This is a genomic window from Niallia sp. 01092, from assembly GCF_052318935.1.
Lineage (GTDB): Bacteria > Bacillota > Bacilli > Bacillales > Cytobacillaceae > Niallia.
Genome location: NZ_JBQRKO010000007.1, coordinates 75,170 through 89,228, shown reverse-complemented (window position 1 = coordinate 89,228; position 14,059 = coordinate 75,170). Strand labels below are relative to the sequence as shown.

Here is a 14,059-nt window from a genome sequence, read left to right as displayed (position 1 = left end):
TCACAGGATATGAGGAAATCGACGAAAACATAAGGAAGTGGGAATTTTAGTCGATTTTCATTAATGCAAAATTATTCGTTCATTCTCCTTTATCGGATCATGGGCATCCGAACAAGGAGGGTGACGAATAAAGTAAACGTTTTGGCAAGAAGGAGGGCAACAGATGGAGTGGACAAAAGAACAACGCTACCGCAGCTTGGAAGATGCAAGCGAAAAAGAGATGGCAGTATTAACAGAAACGGTTAATAACTGTTCATGGCGACAAAAATATCATATTCAGCCAAATACAGGACTTTTAAACGATCCGAACGGATTTGCTTTTTTTAATGGGGAATACCATTTGTTTTATCAATGGTTTCCTCTCGGCCCAGTTCATGGACTAAAATATTGGTACCATGTAAAATCGACGGATCTAGTTCATTGGGAAGATGCCGGTATTGGGATAAAACCAGATACACCTTATGAAAGCCACGGTGCCTTTTCGGGAAGCGGCATTGTCCATCATGATAAACTGTATTTATTTTATACGGGGAATACAAGAGATGAAGAGTGGGTGAGACATCCATATCAATGCATCGCTGTAATGGATAAAGACGGATCGATAAAAAAAGCAGAAAAACCGGTTATATCAGAAGTGCCAAATGGCTATACCGACCATTTTCGCGACCCTAAGGTTTGGAAAGAAAATGATATGTTTTATGCAGTAATCGGTATTCAAAGAAGCGACCAAACAGGAGCGATTGTCTTATATCGTTCTCCTGATTTATTAGATTGGAGTTTTTTAGGGGAATTAAAAACAAACTTGCCTGATTTTGGCTATATGTGGGAGTGTCCAGATTATTTTTCATTACAAGGACAGGGGGTGCTGATTTTCTCTCCACAAGGTCTTGCAGCTGAAGGAGATAACTATCAAAATATTTATCAATCAGGCTATTGTTTAGGAGATCCGTTAGATTTGCAAACAAAAGAATTAAAGCATAACGGTTTTATCGAACTAGATCGCGGCTTTGATTTTTATGCTCCGCAAACAACGCTGGATGAAAAAGAACGCCGCCTTTTAGTCGGCTGGATGGGATTGCCGGATATAGACTACCCAACAGATGCAAATGGTTGGGCCCACTGTTTAACATTGCCAAGAGTATTGTCTGTAAAAAATAATAAATTAATTCAGCAGCCAGCTGAAGAGCTGCATTTATTGCGTAAAAGTGAATGCTCAGCAAATGATATTGTTCAAAACGAAGAGAAATCCTATCCTGGATTTAAAGGCACAACATATGAATTGATGGCAGAATTTCAATCTGTTGATGCAGATAAATTCGGCATTAAATTTCGTGCAGGGGTAACAGAAGAAACGATTATTATGTATAATAGAAAAGAAAAAAAAGTGATCTTAGATCGAACAGCTTCTGGTAAAGAAGTGGCTAAGGATTATGGAACGACAAGAAAATGCAACCTTGAAGCAGAAGCGATTAAATTCCACCTTTTTGTCGATGTTTCTTCTGTTGAAATCTTTATCAATGATGGAGAAGAAGTGTTTACAAGCAGAATATTTCCGAAAGAAACAAGCGAAGATATTCTCTTTTTTGCAGAAGAAGGAAGTGTGGCTCTTAAAGCAACGATATGGCAAGTATAAGGGAGTAAGGAGTGTAAATAATGCCTCATTTATATTCAATCGGGGAAGTATTAGTTGATTTTATTCCTTTAGAAAAAGGAAAAGCTTTAAAAGATGTGGTTTCATTTGAGCGCGCTCCCGGTGGGGCACCAGCAAATGTTGCTGCTGCAGCAGCAAAATATGGAGCGGACGCATCAATGATTACAAAATTAGGAAATGATCCGTTCGGTGATTTTTTAATAGAAAAGCTGGCAGAAGCGGGTGTTCATACCGATAAAATCACGAGAACATCACAAGCAAATACAGGATTAGCATTTGTTTCACTTCGTCATGACGGCGAAAGGGATTTTTCCTTTTATCGAAATCCATCTGCCGATTTGTTGCTGTCCGCGGATGAAATTGATGAAAACTGGTTTGAAGAAGGAGACATTCTCCATTATTGTTCCGTTGATCTTGTGGAAAGCCCAATGAAAAAAGCGCATATTGCTGCAATTAAAGCAGCGAAAGCAAACGGTGCTTTAATCAGTTTTGATCCAAATGTTCGTCTGCCATTATGGAATAATCCAGAAGATTGTCGACAAACAATATTGCAATTTATACCAGAAAGTCATGTTGTAAAAATTTCTGATGAAGAATTGGCATTTATTACTGGAATTACTGATGAAGAGCAAGCGATACAGTCTCTTTTTGTTGGGGAAGTAAAAGCTGTTATTTACACAAAAGGTGCTGATGGAGCGGATCTTTATGTGAAAGGGAACAAGTTTCATTCAAACGGATATACTGTAACAGTACAAGATACAACAGGTGCAGGAGATGCTTTTATTGGTGGTTTTTTATTTCAACTTTTAGAAAAGAAGGCCGATCAGGTAAATGTAGAAAATATTCTGTTGACGCATCATGAAGAAATTTTAGCGTATGCGAATGCAAGCGGTGCATTAACAACAACAGGAAAAGGTGCGATTTCATCAATTCCTGATAAAAAAACGATACTTGAATTTATAAATAATACGAAAAGAATGAGCAGTTAAAAAGGGATGAAGCTTCTGGGGGTGTTTATTATGGATGGAATGATCCATGTAGACAGCCCCTTCTTACGATTAGTCAAGAGTTTCGAATATTTTTTTAAATGATTCTTTGTGCTTATTAATGAAAGCGCTTTCTTTTTTGTTGACATAAAAAAATGAATAAATAATTTGTACAAAATTCAAGCTTTAATATCTTTGTTTTATAATGATAATAATCAATAACAAGGAAATCATATTAATAGTTAAGGGAGGAGATGGATTTGAAACTAATCGAAGTAGCAAATTATGAAACAATGAGCAAAAAAGCAGCTGAAGCCGTAATTGAACAAGTGAACAAAAAGCCAGATGCCGTATTGGGGCTTGCAACGGGTGGGACTCCAACTGGAATGTATCGATTGTTAGTGGAAGATTATAAAAAAAATCAAACTTCCTATCAAAAAGTTCATACGGTAAATTTAGATGAATATATCGGCATACCGATAGATAGTCGCCAAAGTTATGCGTATTATATGGACATGCATTTATTTGATCCTATTAATATAGAAAAAGAACAAACATTTTTCCCTTCAGCTAGTTTACCAGGAGATAAATACGACCAATTAATCGCATCACTCGGCGGCATTGATCTGCAAGTGTTAGGGATTGGAGAAAATGGCCATATCGGATTTAACGAGCCGGGCACTTCTTTTTCTTCTAAAACAAGAGTGGTAGAACTAACAGCATCTACAAGAGCAGCGAATGCACGTTATTTTACTAGTCTAGAAGAAGTGCCTACTCACGCAATTTCCATGGGAATATCGACCATTATGAAAAGCAAACAAATTTTATTATTAGTATCAGGCATAAAAAAAGCAGACATTCTTTATAAGCTATTAACAGAAGAGGTAAATGAACAGCTTCCCGCCTCCATTCTGAAAACACATCCAAATGTAACGATAATTGCTGATCAAGATGCATTATCTGTTAAAAAAGAAAATGAAATAAGATGAATATACACAAATTTGTTCAATAAATGATATAATAAGACAAATTTTAGTTGTCAGACCTCTGAGGAAGGATGCTGTTGAAGTATTTCTGATAAAAGGTTTTATAATGCTGACAAAAGAATAAAATCGTTTAACTTAGACGAGCATATCGTCCATTAAAAAAATGATACAAATTGATTTTGGAGGGGATAGGTTTGAATACAGCTTATGTGAACGCTACTTTTTTTACGATGGATAAGGAAAATCAAATTTTTAAAAATGGCATGATGTTGGTGGAGAATCAATCAATTACCTATATTGGTTCTCCTTGTAAGGAAAAGATGGAAGAGGCAGATGAGGTTGTAGACTTAGGCGGAAAATGGTTGCTGCCAGGGTTGGTAAATGCACATTCACATATCGTTATGACGCTTTTGCGCGGCATTGGAGATGATATGTTATTAAAGCCCTGGCTGGAAACGAAAATATGGCCACTAGAATCGCAATTTACGACGGAAATTGCGACAGTTAGTACAGAGCTTGGTATTTTAGAGATGTTGAAATCTGGAACAACTACATTTTCAGATATGTTTAATCCCAACGGCATTGATGTTGATGCTGTTATGCAAAAAATTGGTGAAACCGGGATTCGGGGAGCCTTTTCGTATACTATTTTCAGCTTAGGGACAGAGAAAGAGCAGCAGGAAAACTTAAAAGGGGCCGAGTGTTTTGCCAAGAATTATAAGACTGCTGCAGATGGCCGTTTAACAACGATGGTAGCACCACATAGTCCATATGCTTGTACAACGGAAGCCCTTATTGAAAGTATAAGGATTGCAAAGGAAAATGATTTAATGATGCATATGCATGTTTCTGAGACGGATTATGAAATTGAAGACATCCAAAAGCGATACGGAAATCGTCCTGTTGAATATCTTCGTCGTTTAGGCATATTTGATCGGCCAACTGTGATGGCCCATGGTGTGGTGCTGAACGATGAAGAACGGGAAATATTAAAGCAATATGATGTACGAGTTGCTCATAATCCAATCAGTAATTTGAAACTGGGTTCAGGAGTAGCAGATGTTGTTCGTCTTTTAGATAAGGGGATAAAAGTAGGAATAGCAACAGATGGAGTAGCTTCTAATAATAATTTTGATATGTTTGAAGAAATGAGAACCGCAGCACTGCTGCAAAAAGGAATGTATAAGGATGCAACGAAGCTTCCTGCTGAAACTGCATTATCTTTAGCTACAAGAGTAGGAGCAGAAGCTATTGGCATGGGCTTTACAGGCTCTTTAGAAAAAGGGAAAAAAGCTGATTTCATTACCATCTATCCGTATGACAAAGAGCATCTGCAGCCGATAAGCGAGGCATATTCGCATTTGCTTTATGCAGCAAATGGACGTGACGTATGCGATGTATACATTGATGGCAAGCTGATTGTAAAAGATCGCCAATGCTTAACGATAGATGAAGAGAAAGTGATTGCCGAAGTGAATCGTCTCCAAGCTGGTTTAAAAAGGTAAACAGGCTTAGTATGTTAAATAGTGCTCATTTTCCAAAAAAATGGTTTGTTCACACTATTATTATACGGAAAAAGGTATAACACCTTCTTAAATGAAGGAAGTTATACCTTTTTTATTTAGGCTATGTTAAAGCTCATTGTTGATTTAGGCACTATGTTGATTGGAGTGGAAGGCGTGAGACTCCTGCGGGAAAAGCGAGTCAGAGGGAGACCCCACAGGCGCACAGCGCCGAGGAGGCTCCCGGACCGCCCGCGGAAAGCGAACGCCTGGAGCGGAAATCAACAGGCAAGTTTAACAGATTCTTTATTTAAATAAGCAGAAAAATTTGAAAAAAAACACAAAGAAAGTATATTTTTTCCTTTTATTTATGTTACAATAAGATTACAAAAATAATAAGAAAATATTACTTTTATGTAACTGTTTTTTACGAAAAAGCGTTTTATGATTGTAATGAATAACTTGATTGAGGGGGAATTGCAGATGGAATCCAATGTAAATCGCAGTGTTATCTCCACTATGTTAATGTTTTTGTTGTTTGCAAGTATGCTTTTTTATTTAATTATCTTTGTGTTACAAGAAATATCTATTATAAAAGAAAACGGTTCCTTATATGAGTTTCATACAGTAAAAAATGAAACGGCTTTAAATAATATGGATATTTCCGAAAATTAATTGTAGTATCCTTTTATTCTATAATAGGAAAATATGGTATATAATTCAAGTTAATGACATATCTTTTGTATTTAAGAAATAGAGAAGCGGCTAAAAGTTTGTTTCGAAAATGGCTAGATTTTTTATAGGGGTGGAGAGAGTGTCTTCTATAGAAGAGTTATTTGTAAAATATAACCACGATGTTTTTCATTTTTTAGTGTATATGGGTGTAAATCAAGAACAAGCAGAAGATTTAGTCCAGGAAGTATTTATGCGAGTTCTAAAAACGAAAAGTGGTTTTAAAGGGAACAGTAGTGAAAAAACATGGTTATATACAATTGCAAGGAATATTGCTTTTGACCATTTTCGAAAACAAAAAGGAATTAATTTACATAACTTTTATGCGAATATCTCTTTTTTTACGGAAATGAAAGATGATAGCGTACTGCCAGAAGACGTTACTCTCCAAAAAGAAGTATTCAACTGGATTAACGATTGTCTTCAAGTTTGTACAGTTGATCAACGAATGGTTATTATTAACCGTTATCTGTATGAAATGTCAATTGTAGAAACAGCAGCCTATTTAGGGTGGACGGAAAGCAAAGTGAAAATTACACAGCATCGTGCATTAAAAGTATTAAGAAAAACGATGGAGAAGGATGAAAAAACCAAAGGTTTATATCATGTTTCGCTTGTATAGAAAGGGAAACATTCTTTAAATAAGTTCGAGTAGAAAACTTCCTTTGGGAGTTTTTTTATTTTTTTTCAGAGAGGCTGATAACTAAGCAAAACATTTTAGTGCAACAGCAGAAAAACAAGCGACGGCAGCAATAAACATTTTTTAATCCCTGTTTTGCTAATTGACAATAATATTTCGGGTCCCTATACTTATGAATAATAGTGGGTTGGGTATATATATACCTTTAATAGTCAGTATATTCTGATTAGTTAGAAAGAATAATGGGGAAAGTAGAGTTATTGGCTCGGCTTAGCCGTCTGTGTTTCTTTTCATAATAATATAAAAAGGGGTTTTGAGGGGATGGAACACTATATTAAAAGCAAAGAAAAAGAAATGATAGATTTACTAGAGACTCTTGTCAATATTGATAGCGGAAGTTATGTAAAAAAAGGGATTGATAAGATTGGAAAGATGCTAGTTTCTGAATACAAAGAATTAGGATTTCGAACAGAAATTATCGAAGAACAAGAAAGAGGCAATCACATTATTCTTCGTCATCAAGAAGCTGATAATCCAAAGATTATGATAGTTGCTCATATGGATACTGTTTTTCCAAAAGGGACAGTAAAAAGCAGACCGTTCCGCATGGAGGGCCATTTTGCATATGGACCTGGAGTAGTTGATATGAAAGGGAGTCTTGTGTCGGTCCTTTATGCGATAAAAGCATTGCATCATGCTGGAAATGAAGGGTATAAAAACGTAGAAATCATTTTAAACAGTGATGAAGAAATTGGTTCTACTTCTTCTAGAAAATTAATTGAACAGACTGCAAACAATAAGGAATATTCCCTTATAGTTGAACCTGGAAGAAGAGATGGCTCGATTGTTTCGGCACGTAAGGGAGGTGGAAGATATACGTTAAAAGTGAAAGGAGTAGCTGCTCATGCAGGGGTAGAACACGAAAAAGGAAGAAGTGCTATTGCGGAACTAGCATATAAAACAATAAAGTTGCATGAATTGACAAAATATCAAGAAGGAATCACTGTAAATGTTGGTATGATAGAAGGTGGAACATCCGTTAACACCGTAGCGTCAACAGCGATTGCAGGAGTAGATGTTAGAATAGCGAAGATGGAACAAGCTCCTCTTCTTGATAAAAAAATTCGGGAGATTTGTTCTGTTTCAGATATAGAAGGAACAGAAATTGAAGTAAAAGGTAAAATCAACCGTCCGCCAATGGAAAAAACGAAAGGTTCTATTAAACTATTAAAAATTGTTCAAGAAGCGGGTGCTGAAGCAGGGATTAATATAAAAGATACATACACTGGAGGGGGATCAGATGGTGCCTTCACAAGTGCATTAGGTATTCCAACAATGGATGGATTAGGACCAGTAGGCGGTTTTGCCCACAGTAAGGAAGAATATCTTGATTTAGATACGTTTGTGGAAAGAACGTTCATGTTGGCAACGATTATCAGCAAGCTGACAGCAAGTCAACATGCTGCTCACCTCTCACATGCCGATATAGTATAGCAGCATTCATTTTTGGCATTAGAAGTATATATTATTTGGGAAAGCTTGTTACTACTAGCAAACGCTGTATAGGGTAAGATATGATATAATTCACAAGGTAAAAAGAAGGCTGTTTTCTAAAAGTTTGTTGTTTTTGAATAAAACAATAAACATGGTTGAAGCACGGAGCAGCCTGAATACACGTAGACTCCTGCGGGAAAAGCGAGAAAGACGAGACCCCACAGGAGCATAGCGACGAGGAGGCTCGGCGCTCGTCCACGGAAAGCGAAGTGTATTCAGGCTGCGGGTTAAACAACAACAATCTATACGAAAAGAGTTAAAAGAAAAATCAGTGCTATTAAAAGGAACAACACTATCAATAATAAAAACAAGAGGAAAACACTTGGTGATGTCATGAATAAAAGCCGAGTGTTTTTCCTTGAACGAGAAAGAAAGGTTCATTATGATGACTTTTATTTTATTTTTACTGGCAGGATTAGCTGAAATCGGGGGAGGCTATTTAATTTGGTTATGGCTGCGTGAAGGAAAATCAGGCTTTTTTGGTGTAATCGGCGGAATGATATTAGTATTGTATGGAATTATTGCTACCTTCCAATCATTCCCTTCGTTTGGTAGAGTCTACGCTGCATACGGAGGCGTGTTTATTGTATTATCCGTTTTGTGGGGCTGGGGAATTGACAAAAAAACACCAGATTTGTATGACTGGATTGGAGCAGTGATTTGTATCATTGGCGCTTCTGTTATATTGTTTGCACCTAGGCATTAAACTTAAATAAATGTCCGCATTGCTTCATAATAATTCGCAATCGGATGATAATCTGTTTTATTAACAGGGCTTTTTATATTGCTGTATTTTTGATTTTCCCGATTTAATAACTGAAACCAGCCGCCATGCTTTTTATCGACAAAATGCATCCAGGCATAAGAAAAAAGAGTGTCGTAATTATGCTGGTAATCTGGGGATTGTAATTTTTTTGCCAAGAGAGCAGACGCTCCAAAACTTTCTGCCATCACCCAGTAATGTTTATCAGCATCAAGAATTTTTCCATCTATTGATAGAGAGTAATAGATGCCGCCATACAATGGATCAGACCCTTTTTTGAATGCTAGATTATATAATTCAACTGATTTTGTTACCATCCATTGTTCGGAATGATGTCTTTCCAACATTAAAAGCAACTTGCTCCATTCAATCGAGTGGCCGAATATGAAACCTTCTGGGCGAAATTCTTTTAAAGAAGGATTTGTTTCGTTGTAGGACCAATCAATAGTCCATGTTGAATCATAATGCTCCCAGATCATGCCGCTAGACTGCGAAGTTAATCGAGTTACGTTTTTAGCGAGTATATAAGCCTTTTTTAAATACTTTTCTTCAGAAGTTGCTTCATATGCAGCAATCATTGCTTCACACATATGCATATTGGCATTTTGCCCTCTGTATGGGGAAGGATTGCTCCAGTCTCTGTCAAATTCATCTAAATACAACTGATATTTAGGTTCAAAAAATATGTTTCTGCGACATCATAAATAAAATCCAAAAGAGGATAAGCAGATTTCACTCCTGCTTGATACGCCTTTGCAGCCGCTAAAAGGGCAAATGCATGACCATATGTACGCTTGGATGGATCACTTGCTTTTTTGCCGTTTAATAACCAAAAAAAGCCGCCATACTCTTTGTCTAAATGATATTTTTGCAAAAAAGCTAATCCATGTTCAATTACAGGTATACACCAAGAAGCATGACCTATCATCGCTCCAGTGCTGAATATATAAATAAAGCGAGCTGTTCCAATTAAACTTTTCGTCTGAAAATCACAAATCGTTCCATCATCAAGAAAACATTGATAATATCCGCCATTTTTTGTATCTATACATCGCGGATAATAAAAACGAAGAATTGCTTCTATTTGCTGTTTTAACCATGCAGGATCTGAAAAAGAGGGGGATTGTGCATGATGAGTTCTCATTTGTTCCACCACCATATATTTTTATTGCATATATGGTAATCATTATGAGAAAGAAATAGAATCTATTCCCAATATTAAAATAGGAAATGTTAAATTTCATTGTTGATTTAATATAAATAAATAGAGTTATAGCTCTACGAAACGTGTAATATCAACTCTATTTTTCTTGTGATATTCGAGAGTCGAATGTTAAAAAAACGCTTCGCTTTATGTATCAATTCGTGCAATTAACTCTTCATTTCTAAAGTGCAGGTTTTGATTATCTTCTAACTTATAAATACGAAAATAATTTTGCTTTGACGCCCATGAATCAAATGCTTTCTTTCGAATAGTGTCATTATAATGCGGACATAATGTGCCTTTTAAAATACCTAAACCATCAAATTCTTCATATGTATCATTATCTCGTTCACTATAACATTTTTCAAACCAACACATTGCTCCTGCACTTATTCCCGCAAGTATTATGCCGTTATTGTATGCTTTTTTTAAAACACCGTTAAAGTTCGTTTCGTTCCATTTATAAAGCATGTATTGTGTATTTCCACCTCCAACATACAAAATATGTTGAGAATTAATTATCTCTTGTATGTTTGGATTCAGCATATCCTTAATTGTGATATGAGTTGTATTATATTTAGAAAAAGAATGATGAAACTTATGTATATATTCTTCTGCATCATTACTTGCTGTTGAAATAAAACAAATATTTATCGAAGAAGAATCACTGATTTGTTTTATTATATATTCATCAATATAAGCATCTACTTCTTCAGAAAAACCCCCACCTGAAATGGCAATTATATTTCGTTCCATTTTCAATCCCCTTTCTATTTTGCCCTTTATGTTCAATAACGGACAGATTATATGTTTTCTCTTTTATTATTGATTCTACAAATATTACCATAAACCTTTATTCAGTATGATTTTGTTTTGAGGTTATACGAATAATATTGAACACCTTCATTCAAATCGACTAATAACATACATTCTTGTAATTATTATAGAATGCACGTTCATAATTTTTTGGATATTAATAGTCTTAATTAATAGCCTAAAAATAAAAAAAGCTTTTCTAAAGAGAAAAGCTTTAAGTGTGTGGATAATAAACAAATTGGTTTTTATATATTTAATCAATAAGAGGATAATTATCCTCTTATAGCATTAATAGCCTCTTCGCGGTTTGAATTTCCATAAATAAACGAACCTGCCACTAAAACATTGGCACCTGCTTCGACGCAAATTTTTGCTGTCTCTGCATTAATACCGCCATCCACTTCAATTTCCAATTCAGGATTAAAGTGATCAGCAAGTTGACGTACTGCTGAAATTTTTGGTACAACATTAGAAATAAATTTTTGACCGCCAAAGCCAGGGTTAACAGTCATCAATAAAACCATATCAATATCTTCTATTATATGCTGAATCGTATCAACAGGAGTGCTTGGGTTTAAGACGACACCAGCTTTGATTCCTTGTTCTTTAATTAATTGAATAGTGCGATGCAGATGGCGGCATGCCTCTACATGTACCGTAATAATATCAGCACCTGCTTTTGCAAAAGCAGGAATATAGTGATCAGGATTTTCAATCATTAAGTGAACATCCAACGGCAATTTTGTAATAGGGCGAATTGCTTCGACAACTAGCGGTCCAATCGTAATATTAGGAACAAAATGACCATCCATGACATCAACATGGATATAATCCGCTCCGCCTCGTTCGACATCTTTTATATCTTCACCTAAAGCGGCAAAGTTTGCAGATAGAATAGAGGGTGCAATTTTAATCATAAAAAATACCTCCAATTATATGTATTAATTCTGTTTTTGTGGTTATTTCCTATTATGTTATTCAGGTGAAAATCTTGTACCTAAAATTATATCAAATGATAGAAGGGAAGAACAGGCAGCCTTCCCTTCTTCTAAGCTGAACGAAGACGGGGAGAAAATTTTTATATAAAGCGTTCCACTTTTTGTTTCGTTTCTGCGGAACAAGATTGAAAGTTAGAAGAAATACATTGTATTAAAAGCTCTTTGTTTTTATATTGCTCCGGTTTATTTTTATTGTAATAAAATCGTACGGACTCTTCTTCTTTAAAAAACTCTTTTCCGACTTTTAGTAAAGTGGTAACCGGAAGTGTTGAGAAGTTAATAGTGGAAGATGAAACTTCCGCCTGCGCATTTTCTTCGTTTTGGTGGAATTCTTCTACTACTTTGTTTAATAATGTTTCTTGTTCTAAAACTTGTTTGAAAAGTTTCTTTTGAACCCTTTTCTTTTTTGAGTGAAGTCCAAACATATTAAAAATAAAATGATGAAGTTCTCTGTTTTGGACAACGTCTTCTTTTGTTTTGTAAATTGTGTTCATTTTTTAACTCCTTTATCTTTAAGAGGATGTTCAAAAAGTCACCAAACTCAAGCGGCTAATCTTTTCGTTGGCTTGCTTCTAATTTGTTGCCTTTTTGAACACGTATTTTAAGCTGCATGATCTACATCGATCTGGATATTTGCACGAAAACTATTATATACTAAACTAGCAAAAGTACAAAACCTTGTATAAAAATGGAAGAAGAATAGGCGGAAAAGTGTGGAACTGCCGCTTTAAGACAGCTCCATTAGAGAAATATGTAGTGCTGTGAATAGATTAATGACTTTCGTGTTCTCTAGGAATTTATAAACGAAACTTGGTTGTTGATAACTAAAGGGGATTAGTCTGCGTCCAGCTGCAGTGTCTATCGCCTATCGTACTTCAGGTCTTCTCCCTAAGATAAGTCAAGCCACTTCAGTCCGTACGGCGATGAGCAAGGCGCTTCCGCTTTTGTTCTTAAACTGCTTTTTGTTCAAATAACCGGACAATTTCTACGATTACCTCAACAGACTTCTGCATATTTTCAACCGAAATATATTCAAATTTACCGTGAAAATTTTCTCCTCCAGTAAATATATTTGGGGTTGGCAATCCCATATAAGAAAGCTGTGATCCGTCTGTACCTCCGCGAATTGGCTGAACAATTGGTTCAATTCCTAAATTTTTCATCGCTTCATACGCAACATCCACAATTTCTTTTACAGGTTCAATTTTTTCCCGCATATTAAAGTATTGATCTTCAAGGGCAAGTATAACGGTATTTTCGCCATACTTTTTATTTAGTTCATTGACGATTTGCTCCAAGAAGCTTTTCTTCTTTTCAAATTCAGAGCGGTCAAAATCTCGGATAATATAATAAAGCTTTGTTTGTTCCACATCTCCCTCAAACGATAATAGATGGTAAAAACCTTCATATCCTTCTGTAAACTCAGGAGCTTCTAGGCTTGGCAAGCTAGCTTGCAATTCCATGGCGATTTTAATGGAATTTACCATTTTTCCTTTGGCAGTACCTGGATGAACATTTGTACCATTTACGGTAATTTTTGCTCCAGCTGCATTAAAGCTTTCGTATTGCAGCTCGCCAAGTGGACCGCCATCTACTGTATAGGCAAAATCAGCAGAAAAGGCATCTACATCGAATTTATGAGGTCCCCTTCCTATTTCTTCATCTGGTGTGAAAGCGACGCGGATTTTTCCATGTTTTATTTCAGGATGATCCATTAAATAAATAAGAGCCGCCATAATCTCGGCAATTCCTGCTTTATTATCTGCACCAAGAAGTGTAGTTCCGTCAGTAGTAAGTAAAGTATGTCCGACATAGTTTTTTAGCTCTGGAAATTCCTTTGGTGATAAAATAATCGATAACGCTTTATTTAACATAATCTCGCCGCCAGTATAGTTTTCTACTATTTGCGGGCGGACATTTTTTCCTGTGAAGTCGGTAGCAGTATCTAAATGGGCAAGAAATCCAATGGTTGGTACATTTTTATCGGTATTTGCAGGGAGTGTAGCCATTACATAACCATTTTCATCGATGGTTACTTCCTTCATCCCAATTTCTTTTAATTCTTCCACTAACATGTTGGCCAATGTAAGCTGGCCAGATGTAGATGGACAAGTTTGTGAATCTGCATTTGATTGTGTATCCACAGCTGCGTAGGAAATAAATCGGTCCATTATACTGCTCTGCATCATTTTTGCCTCCTTTTTTAAACTAAGTAAATTTTACCATG

At 35.9% G+C, this 14,059-nt stretch carries 12 protein-coding genes and 1 pseudogene; 8 read left to right on the top strand and 5 right to left on the bottom strand.

Annotated features, from left to right (window positions below):
* Window positions 1-163: 163 nt before the first annotated feature.
* The 8 genes from ACTXGU_RS08440 (at window position 164) to ACTXGU_RS08405 (ending at window position 8,757) form a co-directional block, all read left to right on the top strand.
* Entirely contained in the window at window positions 164-1,633 is a 1,470-nt protein-coding gene (locus ACTXGU_RS08440; RefSeq protein ID WP_443481063.1) for a glycoside hydrolase family 32 protein, read from the top strand.
* Window positions 1,634-1,653: 20 nt separating this feature from the next.
* Window positions 1,654-2,640: a carbohydrate kinase family protein gene (locus ACTXGU_RS08435; RefSeq protein ID WP_443481062.1), complete on the top strand. Its 987-nt coding sequence runs from the start codon at window positions 1,654-1,656 to the stop codon at window positions 2,638-2,640.
* A gap of 257 nt (window positions 2,641-2,897) precedes the next feature.
* Window positions 2,898-3,626 carry a glucosamine-6-phosphate deaminase gene (gene nagB, locus ACTXGU_RS08430; RefSeq protein WP_443481061.1) on the top strand — a complete coding sequence of 243 codons (729 nt, stop codon included), beginning with the start codon at window positions 2,898-2,900 and terminating at the stop codon, window positions 3,624-3,626.
* A gap of 227 nt (window positions 3,627-3,853) precedes the next feature.
* Entirely contained in the window at window positions 3,854-5,128 is a 1,275-nt protein-coding gene (locus tag ACTXGU_RS08425; protein ID WP_443481162.1) for an amidohydrolase family protein, read from the top strand.
* A 480-nt stretch (window positions 5,129-5,608) separates the two neighbouring features.
* Window positions 5,609-5,800, top strand: a complete 192-nt coding sequence (locus tag ACTXGU_RS08420) for a hypothetical protein (RefSeq protein ID WP_443481060.1) — start codon at window positions 5,609-5,611, stop codon at window positions 5,798-5,800.
* 139 nt (window positions 5,801-5,939) lie between these two features.
* Entirely contained in the window at window positions 5,940-6,479 is a 540-nt protein-coding gene (locus ACTXGU_RS08415; RefSeq protein ID WP_443481059.1) for a sigma-70 family RNA polymerase sigma factor, read from the top strand.
* A gap of 339 nt (window positions 6,480-6,818) precedes the next feature.
* Window positions 6,819-7,991 (top strand): M20 family metallopeptidase, encoded by a 1,173-nt coding sequence (locus tag ACTXGU_RS08410; protein WP_443481058.1) that lies wholly within the window; start codon window positions 6,819-6,821, stop codon window positions 7,989-7,991.
* Between the two features lie 442 nt (window positions 7,992-8,433).
* Window positions 8,434-8,757 (top strand): YnfA family protein, encoded by a 324-nt coding sequence (locus ACTXGU_RS08405; protein ID WP_443481057.1) that lies wholly within the window; start codon window positions 8,434-8,436, stop codon window positions 8,755-8,757.
* 2 nt (window positions 8,758-8,759) lie between these two features.
* On the opposite strand, the pseudogene ACTXGU_RS08400 reads toward ACTXGU_RS08405, so the two are convergent.
* The 5 genes and pseudogenes from ACTXGU_RS08400 to pepT form a co-directional block, all read right to left on the bottom strand.
* Window positions 8,760-9,958: pseudogene (locus tag ACTXGU_RS08400) on the bottom strand (AGE family epimerase/isomerase).
* A gap of 207 nt (window positions 9,959-10,165) precedes the next feature.
* Window positions 10,166-10,774 carry a Type 1 glutamine amidotransferase-like domain-containing protein gene (locus ACTXGU_RS08395; protein WP_443481056.1) on the bottom strand — a complete coding sequence of 203 codons (609 nt, stop codon included), beginning with the start codon at window positions 10,772-10,774 and terminating at the stop codon, window positions 10,166-10,168.
* 332 nt (window positions 10,775-11,106) lie between these two features.
* A complete protein-coding gene (gene rpe / locus ACTXGU_RS08390) occupies window positions 11,107-11,751 on the bottom strand; it encodes a ribulose-phosphate 3-epimerase (RefSeq protein WP_443481055.1) in 645 nt (214 codons plus the stop codon).
* Between the two features lie 161 nt (window positions 11,752-11,912).
* Window positions 11,913-12,326: a hypothetical protein gene (locus ACTXGU_RS08385; RefSeq protein WP_443481054.1), complete on the bottom strand. Its 414-nt coding sequence runs from the start codon at window positions 12,324-12,326 to the stop codon at window positions 11,913-11,915.
* 456 nt (window positions 12,327-12,782) lie between these two features.
* On the bottom strand, window positions 12,783-14,018 hold the full coding sequence (pepT, locus tag ACTXGU_RS08380) for a peptidase T (protein WP_443481161.1): 1,236 nt from the start codon (window positions 14,016-14,018) through the stop codon (window positions 12,783-12,785).
* Between the last annotated feature and the right edge of the window lie 41 nt (window positions 14,019-14,059).

Bases quoted from the DNA above. Each gene is read 5' to 3' on its own strand.
- ACTXGU_RS08395 (WP_443481056.1), bottom strand. From the start codon at position 10,774: ATGGAACGAAATATAATTGCCATTTCAGGTGGGGGTTTTTCTGAAGAA.
- ACTXGU_RS08410 (WP_443481058.1), top strand. From the start codon at position 6,819: ATGGAACACTATATTAAAAGCAAAGAAAAAGAAATGATAGATTTACTA.
- ACTXGU_RS08425 (WP_443481162.1), top strand. From the start codon at position 3,854: ATGGATAAGGAAAATCAAATTTTTAAAAATGGCATGATGTTGGTGGAG.
- ACTXGU_RS08420 (WP_443481060.1), top strand. From the start codon at position 5,609: ATGGAATCCAATGTAAATCGCAGTGTTATCTCCACTATGTTAATGTTT.
- ACTXGU_RS08435 (WP_443481062.1), top strand. From the start codon at position 1,654: ATGCCTCATTTATATTCAATCGGGGAAGTATTAGTTGATTTTATTCCT.
- ACTXGU_RS08440 (WP_443481063.1), top strand. From the start codon at position 164: ATGGAGTGGACAAAAGAACAACGCTACCGCAGCTTGGAAGATGCAAGC.
- ACTXGU_RS08385 (WP_443481054.1), bottom strand. From the start codon at position 12,326: ATGAACACAATTTACAAAACAAAAGAAGACGTTGTCCAAAACAGAGAA.
- pepT (WP_443481161.1), bottom strand. From the start codon at position 14,018: ATGCAGAGCAGTATAATGGACCGATTTATTTCCTACGCAGCTGTGGAT.
- ACTXGU_RS08405 (WP_443481057.1), top strand. From the start codon at position 8,434: ATGATGACTTTTATTTTATTTTTACTGGCAGGATTAGCTGAAATCGGG.
- rpe (WP_443481055.1), bottom strand. From the start codon at position 11,751: ATGATTAAAATTGCACCCTCTATTCTATCTGCAAACTTTGCCGCTTTA.